At 58.4% G+C, this 15394-nt stretch carries 28 protein-coding genes; 5 read left to right on the top strand and 23 right to left on the bottom strand.

Translation table 11 applies throughout. The features are described 5' to 3' along the window. Positions 1-14: 14 nt before the first annotated feature. From G4G71_RS29895 to G4G71_RS11005, 23 genes are all read right to left on the bottom strand, one after another. Positions 15-641 carry a hypothetical protein gene (locus G4G71_RS29895; protein WP_205896248.1) on the bottom strand — a complete coding sequence of 209 codons (627 nt, stop codon included), beginning with the start codon at positions 639-641 and terminating at the stop codon, positions 15-17. Continuing rightward, a complete protein-coding gene (locus G4G71_RS10900) occupies positions 634-1914 on the bottom strand; it encodes a hypothetical protein (protein WP_169937525.1) in 1281 nt (426 codons plus the stop codon). Before G4G71_RS10900 ends, G4G71_RS29895 begins: the two co-directional genes overlap by 8 nt. Next, positions 1911-2207, bottom strand: a complete 297-nt coding sequence (locus G4G71_RS10905) for a phage tail assembly protein (RefSeq protein WP_169937527.1) — start codon at positions 2205-2207, stop codon at positions 1911-1913. Before G4G71_RS10905 ends, G4G71_RS10900 begins: the two co-directional genes overlap by 4 nt. Beyond that, positions 2204-2431, bottom strand: coding sequence for a hypothetical protein (locus G4G71_RS10910; RefSeq protein WP_169937529.1), 228 nt, complete (start codon positions 2429-2431; stop codon positions 2204-2206). Before G4G71_RS10910 ends, G4G71_RS10905 begins: the two co-directional genes overlap by 4 nt. Then, positions 2428-2607, bottom strand: a complete 180-nt coding sequence (locus G4G71_RS10915) for a hypothetical protein (RefSeq protein WP_169937531.1) — start codon at positions 2605-2607, stop codon at positions 2428-2430. Before G4G71_RS10915 ends, G4G71_RS10910 begins: the two co-directional genes overlap by 4 nt. Then, positions 2588-3073: a hypothetical protein gene (locus tag G4G71_RS10920; RefSeq protein WP_169937534.1), complete on the bottom strand. Its 486-nt coding sequence runs from the start codon at positions 3071-3073 to the stop codon at positions 2588-2590. The genes G4G71_RS10915 and G4G71_RS10920 overlap by 20 nt, the downstream gene beginning before the upstream one ends. 61 nt (positions 3074-3134) lie before the next feature. Further along, entirely contained in the window at positions 3135-3485 is a 351-nt protein-coding gene (locus G4G71_RS10925; RefSeq protein WP_169937536.1) for a LytTR family DNA-binding domain-containing protein, read from the bottom strand. Next, the gene (locus G4G71_RS10930) at positions 3482-4108 is read right to left on the bottom strand and encodes a lambda exonuclease family protein (protein WP_169937538.1); all 627 of its coding nucleotides are present in this window, start codon (positions 4106-4108) and stop codon (positions 3482-3484) included. Before G4G71_RS10930 ends, G4G71_RS10925 begins: the two co-directional genes overlap by 4 nt. After that, a complete protein-coding gene (locus G4G71_RS10935; RefSeq protein ID WP_169937541.1) occupies positions 4092-5012 on the bottom strand; it encodes a recombinase RecT in 921 nt (306 codons plus the stop codon). Before G4G71_RS10935 ends, G4G71_RS10930 begins: the two co-directional genes overlap by 17 nt. A 51-nt stretch (positions 5013-5063) precedes the next feature. After that, the gene (locus G4G71_RS10940) at positions 5064-5474 is read right to left on the bottom strand and encodes a hypothetical protein (protein ID WP_169937543.1); all 411 of its coding nucleotides are present in this window, start codon (positions 5472-5474) and stop codon (positions 5064-5066) included. A gap of 165 nt (positions 5475-5639) precedes the next feature. After that, a complete protein-coding gene (locus G4G71_RS10945) occupies positions 5640-5783 on the bottom strand; it encodes a hypothetical protein (RefSeq protein WP_169937546.1) in 144 nt (47 codons plus the stop codon). Then, complete coding sequence (locus G4G71_RS10950) at positions 5780-6004, bottom strand: hypothetical protein (RefSeq protein WP_169937548.1); 225 nt, start codon at positions 6002-6004, stop codon at positions 5780-5782. Before G4G71_RS10950 ends, G4G71_RS10945 begins: the two co-directional genes overlap by 4 nt. A 324-nt stretch (positions 6005-6328) precedes the next feature. Continuing rightward, positions 6329-6667: a hypothetical protein gene (locus G4G71_RS10955; RefSeq protein ID WP_169937550.1), complete on the bottom strand. Its 339-nt coding sequence runs from the start codon at positions 6665-6667 to the stop codon at positions 6329-6331. Next, complete coding sequence (locus G4G71_RS10960) at positions 6664-7056, bottom strand: hypothetical protein (RefSeq protein ID WP_169937552.1); 393 nt, start codon at positions 7054-7056, stop codon at positions 6664-6666. Before G4G71_RS10960 ends, G4G71_RS10955 begins: the two co-directional genes overlap by 4 nt. Next, complete coding sequence (locus tag G4G71_RS10965; RefSeq protein ID WP_169937554.1) at positions 7053-7277, bottom strand: hypothetical protein; 225 nt, start codon at positions 7275-7277, stop codon at positions 7053-7055. The genes G4G71_RS10960 and G4G71_RS10965 overlap by 4 nt, the downstream gene beginning before the upstream one ends. A gap of 258 nt (positions 7278-7535) precedes the next feature. Next, positions 7536-7778 carry a hypothetical protein gene (locus G4G71_RS10970; RefSeq protein ID WP_169937556.1) on the bottom strand — a complete coding sequence of 81 codons (243 nt, stop codon included), beginning with the start codon at positions 7776-7778 and terminating at the stop codon, positions 7536-7538. Between the two features lie 33 nt (positions 7779-7811). Further along, entirely contained in the window at positions 7812-8081 is a 270-nt protein-coding gene (locus tag G4G71_RS10975) for a hypothetical protein (protein WP_169934896.1), read from the bottom strand. Positions 8082-8092: 11 nt separating this feature from the next. After that, complete coding sequence (locus G4G71_RS10980) at positions 8093-8263, bottom strand: hypothetical protein (RefSeq protein WP_169937558.1); 171 nt, start codon at positions 8261-8263, stop codon at positions 8093-8095. Between the two features lie 31 nt (positions 8264-8294). Next, on the bottom strand, positions 8295-8801 hold the full coding sequence (locus G4G71_RS30200; RefSeq protein ID WP_169937560.1) for an HNH endonuclease signature motif containing protein: 507 nt from the start codon (positions 8799-8801) through the stop codon (positions 8295-8297). 508 nt (positions 8802-9309) lie between these two features. Beyond that, positions 9310-10326, bottom strand: coding sequence for a hypothetical protein (locus tag G4G71_RS10990; RefSeq protein WP_169937562.1), 1017 nt, complete (start codon positions 10324-10326; stop codon positions 9310-9312). Between the two features lie 61 nt (positions 10327-10387). Continuing rightward, entirely contained in the window at positions 10388-10966 is a 579-nt protein-coding gene (locus tag G4G71_RS10995; protein WP_169937564.1) for a hypothetical protein, read from the bottom strand. 17 nt (positions 10967-10983) lie between these two features. Beyond that, a complete protein-coding gene (locus tag G4G71_RS11000; RefSeq protein ID WP_169937566.1) occupies positions 10984-11409 on the bottom strand; it encodes a hypothetical protein in 426 nt (141 codons plus the stop codon). A 23-nt stretch (positions 11410-11432) separates the two neighbouring features. Further along, positions 11433-12215: a S24 family peptidase gene (locus tag G4G71_RS11005; protein ID WP_169937568.1), complete on the bottom strand. Its 783-nt coding sequence runs from the start codon at positions 12213-12215 to the stop codon at positions 11433-11435. 79 nt (positions 12216-12294) lie between these two features. Here G4G71_RS11005 and G4G71_RS11010 point away from each other — a divergent pair, with 79 nt between their 5' ends. From G4G71_RS11010 to G4G71_RS11030, 5 genes are all read left to right on the top strand, one after another. Further along, positions 12295-12525 carry a Cro/CI family transcriptional regulator gene (locus G4G71_RS11010; RefSeq protein WP_420825993.1) on the top strand — a complete coding sequence of 77 codons (231 nt, stop codon included), beginning with the start codon at positions 12295-12297 and terminating at the stop codon, positions 12523-12525. A gap of 256 nt (positions 12526-12781) precedes the next feature. Further along, positions 12782-13375, top strand: a complete 594-nt coding sequence (locus G4G71_RS11015; protein WP_169937570.1) for a hypothetical protein — start codon at positions 12782-12784, stop codon at positions 13373-13375. Positions 13376-13441: 66 nt separating this feature from the next. Next, a complete protein-coding gene (locus G4G71_RS11020) occupies positions 13442-14293 on the top strand; it encodes a replication protein (RefSeq protein WP_169937572.1) in 852 nt (283 codons plus the stop codon). After that, the gene (locus tag G4G71_RS11025) at positions 14283-15080 is read left to right on the top strand and encodes an ATP-binding protein (RefSeq protein WP_169937574.1); all 798 of its coding nucleotides are present in this window, start codon (positions 14283-14285) and stop codon (positions 15078-15080) included. Before G4G71_RS11020 ends, G4G71_RS11025 begins: the two co-directional genes overlap by 11 nt. Next, positions 15077-15304 carry a hypothetical protein gene (locus G4G71_RS11030; protein WP_169937577.1) on the top strand — a complete coding sequence of 76 codons (228 nt, stop codon included), beginning with the start codon at positions 15077-15079 and terminating at the stop codon, positions 15302-15304. The genes G4G71_RS11025 and G4G71_RS11030 overlap by 4 nt, the downstream gene beginning before the upstream one ends. Positions 15305-15394: the final 90 nt, after the last annotated feature.

Genomic DNA, 15394 nt, shown 5'->3' on the forward strand with positions numbered 1-15394 from the left:
GCTGGGGTGGCTGGTTAGGGGTGGAGGAGGGTGCTCAGCTCGTCTGCTAGCTTCACGTCGACGTTACCTGTCTCTCGCATCCCTTTCAGGCTGAGCACGGGTTCCGATTTCTCCGCTAGGCGCAGGATTGACTCGACCGCACTGCGCAACAGCCCCTCGCTCACCGCCTTGCCGTTGATGCGCACTCCAGCCTGGAACGCTTCGAATACGCAGTGAGTCATGAAGTCTGTATAACCGCCTACGCCGTGGTGATGGCGCTTCATCTTGTAGATGCTGAACAAGCGTTCGAACTCGGCATGCTCATCAACCACCACCCTTGCGCGCAGGGTTGCGACTTCCTCCAGCGCCGCATCACGGTCGCGCTCAAGCTCTGCGATTCCAGCAGAAAGGTAGCCGTCGAGTTCCTTCGTCGTGTCACGCTTCCGCCAAGCCTCAGCAAAGTGCCGGGTCATCATCCCCATCATGCGATGCTCAAGTGTGTCAGCGCGGCCGTGCGCAGCTGCGACTTCCTCCCTGAGCGCCTGGGCCTCGGCTTCGAGCTTGGCGTAGTGCTCATGCAGCACGAACGAACCTTCAGGGTCTGGCCGCATGTTGTAGCCGACGATGGTGTTCTCAGGCTCCCAGCGCTTTACGTCACTCATCACCGCCGTCCTCCAAACTGTCCAAGTAATCCGCGCGATCTCGATCGTCGTTCAGTTGCATATCGCGGTGCCAATCCTCTTCGGGATCAGCCCCTCCCTGCGCCGGCGCGGCGGCGAGCATGGCATCGTACTGCTCTATGACGCGGGCGTGCTCGCTGCGGTCCGGCTTACCGAACGATTCTTCATAACCAGCCTCTACCATTTCAATGGTTGGTTTAGTCGGAACCAGCTTCCAGCCCTCCGGCACCTGCCCAGCCTGGGAGACCGGGGAGGCGAGCCCAGCAATCAGCCGGTCAACGACGGCCTTGTTCTTGAAGTCGCCGTAGCGAGCGTCAGCGGTGGCGTCGAACAACTGTTGAGCCATGCGCAGCGTTCCTTCCTGCTCAGCGTTGGCCGCTACCTTGAACGAACCGAGCATTGCGGAAAGCCCGATTCGCAGCGGATCGTGCGCGCGGCTCAGCTTCTCCAGCTCCGCGACCCTGGCCTGGGCGGCGTCGCGTTCTTCACGCCGGCAGTTACGGTCGAATGTCATTCCAGTAAGCCGAACCTGCAAATTGGAATTTTCCACGCGCAGCGCCGCGACGATACGCTCGGTCTCGGCTTTGTCGTAGCCGAACACAACGCCGGAACAGTCGTTGTGCTGATACTGCCGCAGGGCGTTGACCAGCTCCGGCGCCGGGGAGGGTTGCGCTTTGCAGGTCGGGCAATCCTTCACGCACTTCACCGGCCCGTTTTCGTAGGGAATGCCGCCTTCGGAATGGGTTATCTCGCCATCATCGACCATGCCGGTATCGTTGCAGGTGGAGCAAGCCGGGGAGGGTTGCGCCAGGGCGGCGCGGGCTTCCTGAATCAGCAGGATGAACTGGTCGCGCATCCAGCCGCTGGTTCTGGTGTGATCCTCGCCGCCGAACCATGCCGGCATGTCGTTCAGCTTCGACTCAAGCCATGCCAGGACTGCCAGCTCCCCCTGCGCGCCCTCTGCCTGCTCGGGGTGCTCCGGTGGGCAGCTTGGGCAGCCGATGTACCAGACTCCGCAGCCGTCGCTGTCAGAAACCGTTCCGGAGCCGCTGCATTGCTGGCACTGCTCCCCCTGCTGCGAGGCGAGGAAGGCCTCTACGTTTGAGCGCATGACAGTGCCAACGGGAATCCAATCAACGGCATCAGAAATTAGCTCCTGTGCCTTCTTCGCCGCCAGCTTCAGGTTGATGTTCTCGATCCGAAGCCCTGCGATGTAGTTGTCGAGTTCGGCGCTCAGTTCGTGTTCTCGATTCATTCCGAATCCTCCCGAACCAGCATGAAGTAGGCGTGCTGGAGTCGCTGGTAATCGCTGAGCTTCAGGTCTTCAAGTTCGTCACGACCGATGCGGATCAGTGCGGCGAACAGATTCAGCTCGCGCTCTTCGTCGTCGTAAGCCAACTTGCTGGCCATGCGAATGTCGCGCACGGTTGGAGCGCGCAGACTGAGATCGTCGACCTCGACGCCGTTGCAGGTCACTGGCTTCGAAAGCTTCACCACAGCCACATCGGCAGACAGGCTCAGCCACTCAGGAATCTTCTTCTCGGTCATGCTGCCTTCTCCTGCTGCGCGCCGTACTTCCTGAAGTACTCGCAGATGTCTTCGCTGAGTTGCTGGCCGCCGATGGTGCTGAGCTGGCCGGTCATGTGTTTGCAGCTGCGGAGCAGGGCGTCTGCCTCGGCTTGGCGTCGTGCGGATTCGAAGATGTCGTCGAAAGACTGGTTGGTGATCGACTCGATCTTGCGTTGCTTGTCTGACTTGTCGAGGCCTTTCATGCTGCTTCCCTCCGATCAAGGACGGTGTCGTGGTAGCCGGCCAGCCAACGGCAGCGGCGGTCGAGTTCGTGGAGTCCCCAAGGGCAAGCGCGCTCGGTCAGGCCAAGCTGCTTGGCCTCTATGCCGTCCTGGTACTCGGCGGTGTTCTCTGGGTACTCAAGCTGCTGCCTGTTCATGGCGTTCCTCCCAGAGGCGCTGCGCATTGATGTCCTTGCGGGTCAGCATCAGCGCAAACCGCGTGTCATCGCGGAAGTGCGTGTAGATCAGCCGCAGGATTCGGTCGTTGCTGATGTGCAGGGCGCGCATCATGTGCTTGCGGGTGGGGAAGGTTTCGATCTCTGCGTCCATCCGCTTGATCAGATCGGCGTCACCCAGCGCGATGCGGGACTCAGCGCTGCGGCGACGTGCAACTTCGTGCATGCGTTCGAGCGGTGAACTCTTGTGGATGAACTGGCCGTTGAAGACCGGGATCAGGTCAGTGCGCTGGCCGAATCCGATCTCCTGCACTGCGCCGCCACTGGCCAGAAACTCAGCCATCAGCCGGTCAATGTCGTCGTGATTCAGCTTGTGCTCGCAGTGCACGATCTCCTGCCAAGCGTCCGCCTCGCAGGGTTCTTCAATCTCGGGGAAGTCTGTTTCCATGGCACACCTCAGGCGAAAAAGAGGGGCCATTGCGGCCCCTAGGTGACGTGGTGCAAGGGATTCATGCGGCTAGACGCCGACGTGATTCGATGACGCCAGTGATGCGGCGCAGGCATGTCTCGCTGACTGGTATCAGCTCGTCTACGCCTTCCAACTGAACCTCGCCGCGTTTCGATGCTATGTGGCGCACCAAGTGGACGATCAGGTGAGTCTTCACGAGAGCGCTGCGATGTGTTCGCGTCAGGTAGTCACCGAACTCGTCTTCGATGCGCTTCAGGGCCTCATCCAGCAGCAGTTCACCGCCCGGATAATGCGCACTGACGTACTTGTCGCCGCTGGTGAAGTGCGTGATCTCGGAGAAGGGGATCGACAGCTTCTTGCCGAATAGCTGGGCGGTGATGATGGTTCTCATGCGGCCATCCTCCCGCGCATGTCAGCCTCAAGCGCTGCCAGTTCGTCCAGGAACGCCTTAACCTCAGCCTCCATCTCGCGGATGCGCGCATCGTCCCTGTGGTAGCGGAAGCAGACGTACTGCAGTTCATCGGGCAGGCGGTCGTCGAAGGACACGAAGTCGACAGATTCCAGTTCAGCGCAGGCCATCTGGGCGAGCATTTGCCACTCGTACTGCGTGTCGTGCTTGCCAGACTGAATCACAGCGATGTGCTGGGCTGTGTTCGGGCATTTGATCTCCAGACCGCGGCGGCCGTCGTCCAGCAAGATCACCCCATCGGGACTTGCACCGAAGCCTTCGATGCTAGGATGCAGGATCAGTCCTACCTCCAGTACCTCGCAGTCTTCGTACATCTCGTATGCCGAGCGCGCGATAGGCTCCAAGTCGTTGCCGCGCTGCATGGCTGCGTTTGTGTAGCCTTCCTCTCGCGCTCCGGTCAGGCGTTCACACAGAAGCTGCATCATGTAGTTGGTGCGGACAGCAGAAGGGGCGCCTCCGCGCCCCTTTGCCATTACATCCTTCACCTTGCTCGCCGTTACCTTGCCGAGCCTCTGGGCGAACCAATCATCAGTCTGCTGGATCATGTTCCACCTCCGCCTCAATAGGCTCAGGCTGCACGGCAAGCGCGCTTTGACGCTGCTTCACGGCCTCTTTGAACTTGGCGAATGACTGCACATCGCGGGCTGACTGCATTTCGGCCTTACCGGCGAGCCACACGCTTTGCAGTGCATCGAGCGATTCGGCGTTAACTACCTGGGCTATCCACTTCTCGGCGAGCTCGCCGCCCTGCGCGTTTGCCGCAAGACTTGCCAGCCCTTCGCCTGAATCGGTGTTCAGGTGATGGATTGCCTTGTCCAGGCGGTCTGTCTTCGGCCAGTACTTGTAGGCCCGCTTCACGACCGTCTTCTTCGCCATCTCGCCGTAGTCGGTCTTCCAGGGGGAAGACTTGCCTGACTTCACCGACTGGGAGCGGTTCATGATCCCATCGATGTCATCGCGGCTCATGCAGGTGGTCAGGTAGTCGCCGTCTGCCGTCTTCACTACCACGTACACACCTACGATCTCCCCGCGCTCCTTGGCGAATGGGTTGTAGGAGTGGGTGGGCGGCTTATCGAAGCCGTTGAGGGAGAAGGAGTCGTGCGCGTAGACCAGTTCTGCCTGCGCCCACAGGATCGAGCCGGTAGCCATAGCAAGATCCATCAGGCCCATGTAGCTGATGTCCAGGCAGATACGCCCGTCACGCGGAACTAGATAGGCCTGGCGCTTCGCCGGATTCAGGCTGATCCCGATTGCCGCGATGTTGGTCACTGCGTTGACGACCGACTGACGGTTGCTGGAAGCGATCTTCGCGGCGTAGTCGTTGTTCTGGAAGGTCTGGATGGCGAACTCTGCTTCACGTTCGAAGTTGAGTGCCGAGTCGGTCAGCACGGACGCGAAGGAGCTGCGAGCCCCGTAGACATCTTGCTCGATGACCGCAAGATTGCTCATGTGGTAATACCTCGCCGCGCATGCGCAGCCAGTGAAGGGAGGGGTTGATTCTTAGCCTTCTCGCACTCGGTTGATCTGGTGCGGTTCTTTCAGGAATGGGCGAAGGCGCTCTTGCAGCTGCTTCACGTGTCCATCCATCTCAGCCACAAGCTGGCTCATGGTTTCCACGTTGTAGAAGGTGAGCAGACTGTGAATATCGGCATTGCGATCGCCCAGCGGTGTGTTTCCTTCTTCGAATGCCTCGGCTGGCGAGTACGACTGGTATCCGTCCTTGTAGCTGACGAAGTAGCCACCAGCTTGCGGTTGATGCTTTGCCATCCACGCTGCCGGCATGGCTATTGGGGCGTAAGCCTTGTCGACGGGGTGAAGCAAATTCGCATCGACGTCTATTCGCTCAAGCTTCAGTGCCCAAACCTGCTTGTGGCTTTGGTAGCGGGGCATCTCGATCATGCAATCGGTCATATCGTTCTCCAGATAGAAGGGAAAGGCGCGTAACGTGCGCCACTCGGATTTGTCATCCAGGCGTGAGAAAACCGCTGTACTAGCCGGCGAAAGGTGCGCTCCAGACCACATCTGGCGGCGTTGATGGCGCCGGACTAACCGCCAACCGGCTCACGGCTATCCGGCTTACCGGCGCCCCGTGCTGGCGTGCGTGATGGGGTAGGCAGGTGACTCAGCAGTCCAGCCGTTCGCAACGTCGAGGGCCTTGAAGAACAGAATCATCAGGGCAAGTGCCCATACCCAGCTTGGGTCGATGGTCTTGAGCTTCATGCTTCACCTCGCTCGATGGATTCTGTGTCCTCGCCTCGGTTGTCGAGCCAAGCGCGCATGTTGTCTGCGGCTGTCATCTCGTCGCACCAGCCGGCGCCAGTGACTACCGCGCCGCTCAGGTCTGATTGCTCAGCCATGCTCGTGGTGATCTGCTTCGCCAGCTCCATGAACTTGGCCTGATCGCTGATCTTGAACACGGCGGTGAAGTACTCTCGGCTCATTTCTGCACCTCCATTTCACAGACCCACCGTCCCTTGCACTTAAACGGCGATCTCCTGAACTCCAGATATGAAAAGCCCTGATTTCTCAGGGCTTGGATTATGGCGGGGAAGTTGGGCGCGATGATGTTCAAGTCTTCACCTCCGGATGCCACTTGGCCTTGTACTCAGCGATGAAGTCGGCTGGAAACTTCGACTCCCAACCGCAGCAGCCACATTTGAACTGTTCACCAGTCCAATTCGTGCGAGGCATGACGGTGCACTTATCCATGTTCCCGCAGTAGGGCGTGTAACCGGGGCGAGTCATCAGGTTCTCTCGGATGATGCTCATGTTGACTCCCTAGCTTTTAGAAGCCTTGAAACAAGTGACTCGATGTACCGACGCTTGTAATCGGCGCAGGTGTTCAGTTCATCGCGGAGTGCTTGAATTCCCTCGTCGGTGATCTGCAACACCTTGCCGAACGGAGTCCAGTAGCCGCTTCTACGGCGCCCATACCACTGAAAAAGGTCAGTTCCTGCCAGCTGTGCGAGGTTGCTGGCATCCACAACTCCCACTGCTGGTGGACGATTTGCCCGCGCAATAGGGTCGAGACGCAGGCAATCAGTTCCTTGCCCGTCACCGTTTGCATCGGGTATTGGCAGATCGGTTTCGATGAAGTAGCTCATGCCGCCTCCTGCACATACAGCCGGTAGATTTCGTCTTCCTTCGCGTTGACCAGATCGCCGGCCAGATCGCGGATTTTGTCCTTGCTGAGGAAGAGGTCAGCGAGGCGTCTGGCTTCGTCGTAGTTGCACGCCTTGAGCGCGACCAACAACTGGCCCAGGTTGCACTCGTGGTCCTGCTTGATGGCCTTCTCAGCGGCGTCCTGCACCTTGATGCAAAGCACGTCAGCTTCGATCAGCTTCCTGCCGTTGAAGCGCACGAAGCCGCGCTTGATCAGGTCGTCGACTGCGGCGTAGTGGATGTTCGCCCACTCCGAACTCTCGGCCCAGGTAGGCGAGTCGTCAGGCACCAAAGCGTCATACGCTTCCTGCAGCTTGCGGATGGCGGTCATGGCTGCTCCCTCCGGTAAAATCCAAGGCGATTTAGCGCGGCCTCAAGGTCGAAGTCTTCGGCGGTCTTGTCAGCCTCGCCAAGCAGCATCACGACAAACTTCTTTCCACGGTTAGGCTTGAATCCGAACTGGTAGCGCTGCCCGTTATCGCGATCCCAGCAAACCTTGGTGAAGCTTCCGACCAAGGTTGCGTCTCCGTCGTTTAGGTACATTTCGTTCATGTCTATGACCTCGTGGTCGCGTGCATGCGGCAGCGTCCTGTCTCGCTGTCGTCATACAGGCGAAAAAATGCCCGGACTTGCCGGGCTAAGAGGGGTAGGGTGGGGATGGCCGGCTCGCTAGACCGGCGCGCAGTGGATACTCCGTAGCAGAGCAGCGTCATGCCGTAGGAGATGACAGCACTCGCCGAATCTGACCGTGGCCGCCTTGGCAGGCCTGCGCATCATCCCCATTGAAGGGTGGCGTCCTTGCCGGGGAAGTCAGTTCTCGTATTGATCATCGGTGCTGAAGCTGTATTTGACGGTCGTTTCTACAAACGTCTCGACAATGAATCCTCGGCTACATGAGCCACACATTGCCTCGTGCGTTCCGCCATGGAACAGGCCGAGTTCTTCGGTCTTTTCCCTGTTCAGGAAAGCACCACAGTGAGGGCAGCGCGGGTTTGCGTTGTACGCAAATTCGTAGTTCTTGCCAGACTTCAGAGCTTCAAGTCGTTCGCTCATCTCGCCTCCAGGGTGTGTATGCGCAAGGGCGCGTTAGGCGGAGGCCCTGGCGATTGCCGCCATGGCTTTCTCTGCGACCCATTCATCTCCAGTCATGACGCCGTGGTCGATGACTGCTTGAAGAGCCTCCAGCAGCTCCGGCGCCGCCGCTATCAGGCGGGCGTTGGCGTCTATTGGGTGAGACGGATTGAAATCGCCAACCACTGCTATGCAGTCATTGCCCTGCATTACGCAAAGACCACCGCCCTCTGCGAGGTATTCGCTATCGTCGACCATCCAAGGTCCGGGAGTGTGCTTACTCATGTGGCCACCTGTTAGTCGGGGATTGCTGCGAACTGAAGCGCGCGATGCCATGCGAACTGGAAGAGTTCCCACCGCTTCTGAGTGTCTTCGTCGAGGTACTTGCCGGTCGACAATCTGGCCAGCGGGAAGACTTTTTTCTCAACGCTTTCGAACTCGCTGCGGATTACTTCGGTTTCGTCCATCTCTTTCTCCTGATTGGCGGAGCCATGGGGGCTACTTGCCGTGGTTGGCGTGATAGCCGTTCAGGGCGTATGCGGCGTCACGCGCAGCAATGGCCTCGTGCATCGTGGAAAAGTAACCAACGTGCTTTCGGCGACCAGTTCCTAGTGCTGACACTTGTACGCGCCATCTCTGCCGACCTGATTCGTAACTGATGCCATGCTCACCGGATGTGTTGTTCCGGCAACGACTAGCATTCCGTTGGTTCTCGGAATGACTTACCTCGCGCAGGTTTGAAAGCCTGTTGTCATCGCGCCTGTGGTTAAGGTGATCGACCTGCCCATCTGGCCATCTCCCGTGGCAGTACAGCCACGCAAGTCTGTGAGCCCGGTGGTATGTGCCGTCGATTGCGATGTGTATGTACCCTTGTCCGTCGTCGCTTCCAGCAACTGCACCCTTTTCAGCGCGTGATCCTTTGCGAACCAGCCACGTAAATTCGCCAGTGGCTTTGTCGTACTGCAGCAGCTTCATGAGCCGTTCCTGCGTCAACTGTTCTTGCATGTAGGCCTCCGCTTTCCACGACCTCCGTTTCTAGAGGTCCTGGAAAGCGCCGCGTACTGCGGCGCCTCAGCCGCGCTCAGCAATCTGGCGTCTCGCGCGGCGTGTTTCGCTTGTTCCTCCAGCCACGGTCTCTGCCTGCCGGAAAACTCGTTTTGGCGCTTTACGCTGCACGCCCGGGAGAGTTGCCATCCCTCTGGACTGTTGAGGCCAGTCCATCGCTGCCTTGGGTAGAGCTAAAGAGCGTTCGGCGCTTCGGCCTGGCCGGCGGTGTGTTGCTCGGCTTGGAATCAACAATACCGCCGGTATTGTTCAATGGTCAATACCTCCGGTCATAAAAATTTTGCAGGCACAAAAAATCCCGCTCTAGGCGGGCTTTGGATTTGGTATCAGGCGGGGCAGGGTGGCGCTGCTTTCGGTTCAGCGCCGGGGTGATGCTGTCGTCAGCTCAGGGCAGAGCCGGAAGGTAAGGGCAGGCAGAAACGAAAAGCCCCGCGGTGCGGGGCTTTTGTCATTCGGTAAGCGGTGGAAGTGTCTCGCGTGTAACGGTCGTTGTTTCATGGCTTTCTGGTTGAGCATCGACAGCTAGGATTTGCGTCTTCACTATCCCGCCAGCTTCCTCCGTTGCGTAATGAAAGAGGGGAATTGGTGTGCTGTCCCGAAATGCATCGAACACCTTAGGAAGAGAGTCAGGACTGAATAGCATTAGGTCGATTCTGCCAGTGAAGGTGGTTTCTTCGTTTGGCAGGCGCAAGGTCAGCGTCAGGTATTCTGGCGTGCGCTTGATCGACTCGATAATTACGGAGTCATGCCGCTCAAGACGTAGCCTTGAGGGGGCTTCATGAGAGGTAATCTCATGCATTTGCTCACGCGTGAAAGCCTTGCCATGCACGCTCGCCGAGGTCGCATCCGGCGCCCCAGCAAAGATGGCCTTATAGCCCTCCTGGGTGCGCTCGTGGACGCGACGCGCTTCCTGTGGGGTTTCAGGAGAGTTAAGCGCCTCTGTGAATTTGCCGAAAAGTCGCTCGTAATGGGATTCGGTTGCGGCTTGTGAGTCAAAGCGCTGCTGTTCTCGAACAGTCTCTTGCCATTCCGAGAATACGAAGTATCCAGCGACAGAGCCGATGGTGAGCGCTAAGCAAAGAGCGATTTGTCGTGGGGTCATCTTGTGAAAGGGGATCTTGTCCAGCAGCCGATTGGCCACGCCGTCAAGACTCCCATCTCCCTCCGTGCTTCCCTGGTCTATATGGAAGACAATTTCGAGCGAGGCCTTCTCCTCATTGGTCAGCCTCAGCAGCGATGACGTTCCGTACTTGAGCTCAGCGTAAGATCGCAGAACCTCTTCCTGGTACGAAATGAAGCCCTGCATGAGCTTCGATGTCATCGTACTATTATAACGTTCGCCGTTAATCTTGACCTCAAAATTAGGCCAACCATCAAACGTTATCTGCACATCTTCTAGACCGGACTCGATCCGTTCGAGCGCCTCAATAAACGACTCGCAATCCCTAATCGCAAGCAACTGCATCTGCTTCAAATCCCTTGGTTATGGTCGTAAAAGTTGCTGTCTAGAGCGGCGCGCATCGAATCTACTGCCCCATGATCCTCCGGTACTCCTGCTGGTACTGCTCGTAGGGCATCGACTTCTTGCTCAGCTCGTCAAGCTGCTGTTGCCGCCACTGGTCCTTGCTGAGCATTCCGATAGATGCTGGAACGGCGCCTTGCGGGGCGCTGGCAGCACTAGAGTAGGGGTATGGCGCTCGGCCGGTAGCGCTGATACCAGGATCGCCGCTCGCGTTGCGGAAGCCGCGGAACTGGTAGGCGTAGCCAGGCTTCAGTTCTACAGAGAGCTCCTGGAGTGTCCCTGAGCAAATCGAGGTTGGCTCGAATCCAATGATGGCCGGTCCAGGCGTCACGTAGAAGGTAGCTGTCTCAGATAAGCCAACGGAAGCAGCCTTGGTTCCATTGATGAAGAGCGTGTAATCGCAGGCATACCCATTCAGGCCAGAATCACGAGTGAAGATGATGCGGGCATCATTTGCATTGGATGGCTTTTGGAACGCATATAAGGATTCTGCCGGAACGCGATCAGCTTTAGCTGGATCGACAGCAGAAGTTGAGCACCCGACCAAAGCGGAGATGGCAAGACCTAAGGCAATGGTGCGCATGACTACCTCCTTGGCGATTATTGGATATCGATTTCAGCCTGCAGTCGATTTCTAGCTGTTTCATATGCTGATTTCTGAGCACCATCATCGGCCCATGAGTGAGGCGTTTTCAGCCAATCCATGTAGCCAACCCAGGCAGCATAGGCATCCGCCAATCTTTCCTTGAGGTTTGGTGACTTTAAAGCTTCTGACCTGAGCGCGTCCCTCCCTTTCGGAAGGCTCACTTGAACGCAACTGCTGGCAGCAGTATATGCATCGCCTAGCGCTGCCTTGTATTGCTTGCTGCTCTCACCGTGGTCGCGTAGCGCCAACTCAGCTTCAGTGTATTTCCTACTTCCATCAACCGCGCATTGTGCTGCCAATCCATCCAGCTTCTGGATGAATGTCGGCTCTGCCGCATTCGCGGTTGCGCAGAGGAAGAGAAGCCCAAAAAGTCTCCGCATAGCTGCCTCCTCGCTAGCTGAGGCTAAAGGTCTCCGCCACGCCAGATCACCTGGCCGATGACTTCGAATCTCTGGCCTTCTTCATCTGTGAATGGCATATCTCGATGCGCCCTGACCGATTTGTCAGAGTTGTCGCTACGAAGCAGCCAAGCATCACCTTCTCTCACAGCTCGCTTAACAATGGTTTCACCCTCATTGTTCAAGAAGGCAAAAACCCTGTCGTTCTTCAGTGTGTTGGAGCCTTTGTCTACGAGTAGGGCATCCCACTCATGAATCGTCGGCTCCATGCTGCGGCCAGACGCGAAAATTGCAGCCAGGTTATGAACCTTCAGCCCCTTTCGCTTAATCCATGACTTCTTGAATGCGAGCGTTCCGCGCACCTCGACGTGCGGGTTTTCTTCGCCCAGACCGGCGGCAGCCTTTGCGTCGAGCTGCTGGATATAGACGTGAACCTCGTCTTCGGTGATCGACGAATCATTCGCGGCAGTGCCAGCCGGGATGGTTGTCTTCTGCTGCTCATTGCCTTGGCTGAGCTTTTCCAGCTCGACGGCAAGAGTCGGGCTGAAGTCTGCGACGGGCACCTTCAGCATCCTTGCGAACACAGAAGCGGCCTTCAGACTCAGCGCTGTGCGCTTGTTCATGAAGTGGCTCACCGCCCCCTGGGTGACGCCGTCACCGAGCTCGGCAGCGATCATTTCCTGGGTCAGCTTGAGCTCGCCTTTTTTCTGCTGAAAAAGCGCTTTCAGGCGTTCGCTGTCTGCGATCTGCCAGTCAGTTAGGGGGAGTCTTCGGGAGTCTTTGGCCATCGGCGAATGCTATTACCTGCGGTATTCGCGCAGCCAATATCGCCGGTATTGACTAAGAACAATACCGGCGGTCATACTGGTGGCGAACGAAGAACCCGAGGACGCCGAAATGCGCCGCATCCCACTAGCTGATTTCGCCAAAGAACAGGGCCATACGAAGGCCGCACAGCTTCTTGGCTGCACTCAGGGCGCTATCAGCAAAGCGATCCGCTTGGGTCGTGATGTGTTTGTGACGGTGCTGGAAGACGGCTCTTTCAGCGCCGAGGAAATCAAAGCCTTCCCGACGCAGGGATCGAAGACAGCCGCCTGACCCTGATTCGCACGGTGGCGCAGGAGAAACCCGCTTTCCCAGCTTCACCGAGATTTGCCAGCAGTAGATCCGCCAGCTCATCGAACCGGCGCCAGACAGAAGCCTGAAGGGCGATAGGCGCGGTGTTCATCAGAGCAGCAACAGCGCATGTGAGGGCGAGCACTTCGCCCTGTAGTTCGGAGAGGTCGGCCATGGGGTGATTTCCCTGTCGGTTGATCGAGTGATGACAGGTTAGGGCCAGGAGGCCTTCGACAAAATGTCCAGCCCAAGACAGAACCACACCCAGACCCGCGACGCAGTGCTTATCGCTCATGCCAGCGACATGATCGCCCGCACCAATCTGAGCGCGCGCGACTTCGCTACCTCGCTGAGCAAGGCGATCCACAGCCGCATCCCGAACATCGAGCCGAATCACTCGGTGCCGAACTTCGAAGCGATGAACCTGGAAGACGCCGAGACCTACCTCAAGGCGGCTGACACCTGGCTGAAGCGTGTTCAGCGCTGGCTGAACGAATCCGTGGAAATCCCGAGCTGGCTGGAAGAGCCGTGGGTTGAAGCTCTGCTGCCTGAATGGCGCGAGCGCTGCCTGATCGAGCTAGCGAGCCGCTACGGCCTTCTGGCTGTGCGTGCAGTGGGTATCGATGGTGTCTGTGCCATGACCGCCTTCAGCGGCCTCGTAGGCCACTTCGGTGACGCCGCAGGCGCTGGTGGCCAGATCCTCGCCGACGGTCGTATCGACCACATAGACGCACCGCACCTTCCTGGCTTCGCCTTGTCCTGCCGAGCTCTGGCTGCTCACGCAGTGGCCATGGCTGAGAAGGCAGAGAAAGTCGCGGCTGAGATCGCCTGAATCCCAGGCACAAAAAAGCCGACGGGCAAGGTCGGCTGATTCGTTGAAGCTGTGACGAGGTAAATCATGACAAACGTAGTCCAGATTGACAAGTCCAGGGGGTTCACCCGGATGGACAACACCCTGATGGACGCGCTGATGCAGATTGACCTGCCGGCGCGGGAGTTGAAGGTGGCACTGTTCATCGCCAAGAAAACCCTAAACTTCAATATCGCCACTGCCCGCATCAAGGCAGACGACATCGCCAAAGCCACCAACATCCGCCCCGATGTGGCCTCCAAGGCAATCAGCCATCTCCTGCGCCGTCGAGTGATCTTTCGTGAGGGCGGTTCTCGTGGCGATATCGGCCTGTGCGACCCGAAAGAGTGGGTATTCGTTGAGCGTCTGACTCAGACCAAAACGTCTGACTCAGACCAACAGGACCGAATCGGACAAAGTCCGATCCAGACCAAAACGTCTGTCTCCCTTCTTTATTCTAAGAAACAAGAACCCCTAGTAACTCTTCCTTCGGAAGAGATTACTCCTCCCCAAGATCCAGCCTCGCCCCCGAAGCAAGACCGCAAGGCGCCGTTCGGCCTGACCAACTTGCTGGCAGACAACCCCCACGAGGTGTCCGAGCAGGTGCTGACCGACTGGGTCGCCCTGCGCAAGGCCAAGAAGGCTTCGCTGACCGCCACCGTATGGAAATCCCTGAACACCGAGCTGACCCGCTGCAAGGAACTCGGCATCGCCGCAGAAACCGCGCTGATCGAGGCCATCTCCGCTGGCTGGCATGGCTTCAAGGCGGAGTGGATTGCCAAGCGCCTGAGTGAAACCTTGTCCGCTGCAAAGCCAGCGATGAGCCGGCACCACGGCTTCGCCGAACGCGATTACACCGAAGGTCTCTTCGAACGCGAGGATGGCACCCATGGCTTCTAGCAACGTTGTCCAAATCGCCGAGGCGGTAGGTGCTCGTACTGAGCCTGCAGCTTGCGATGAACACGGCCCCTACGAGCAGCGAATCACCAGCTTGCTGGGTCGTGAGTTCCGCTCTCGCTGCCCTGCCTGTACCCAGCGTGCAGATGCCGAAGAACTGGCACACCGCAAGGCCATGGAAACCTGGGAGCGTCAACGCAACCTTGAGCACCGTCTTGGCCGAGCCGCCATCCCGAAGCGATTCGCTGAGAAGAACTTCGACGAGTACGTGACTGACCATGCAGGGAAGGCGAAAGCGCTGCGCGTATGCCAGGAGTTCGCAGAGAGATTCCCTGAGCATGCCGAGGTTGGCCGCTGCATGCTGCTGCTGGGTACCCCTGGCACCGGCAAGACTCACCTTGGTGCAGCAATCGCCAACGCTGTGATGAAGCTTCACGGCTGCACAGCTGTGTACCGGACCGTCGGCAGCGTTTTCCAGGAAATCCGCGATAGCTACGGCGACAACAGCTACAAGACCGAGGGCGAAATCCTCGCTCCGCTGGTTGCAGCAGACCTTCTCGTTCTGGACGAAATAGGCGTCAGCAAAGAGCAGCCGAGCGACTTCGAGCTGCGCACCATCTTCGCCATCGTCAACGGCCGCTACGAGCAGTGCCGGCCGACCGTGATCATCTCAAACCTTGGCGTTGATGAAGTGAAGGTAGCGCTGGGCGAGCGTTCGGCAGACCGCCTGCGCGAAGGCGGCGTGATCGTCCTGCTGTTCAACTGGGAAAGCGCGAGGGGCTCGAAATGACTCGCCGCGAATTCCTCGACAGCCTGACCGTTGGCGACCGCGTGAACATTGATATGGGTTCGCGCGGACTCGTCCCGGCCAAGATCATCAAATCATCACCCGGCCTGCTGCACGTGAAGTTCGGCAGCGAGGTCCGCCGCTTCGTTCGCAAGGATGGCGGAACCCTGTACTCGCCATCCAGCAGCAAGTCGTGGCTCGTCCCAATGGAGGTGGCTCATGTCTGACCTCTCCCTTCTCGTCATCCCCGCCGTCTTCGGTTTCCTCTCACTTGAGCGTGGGGATCTCATCGGCGCATGCATCTGCATCGCTCTGGC

It is taken from the genome of Pseudomonas multiresinivorans, from assembly GCF_012971725.1.
Classification (GTDB): Bacteria; Pseudomonadota; Gammaproteobacteria; order Pseudomonadales; family Pseudomonadaceae; genus Pseudomonas; species Pseudomonas multiresinivorans.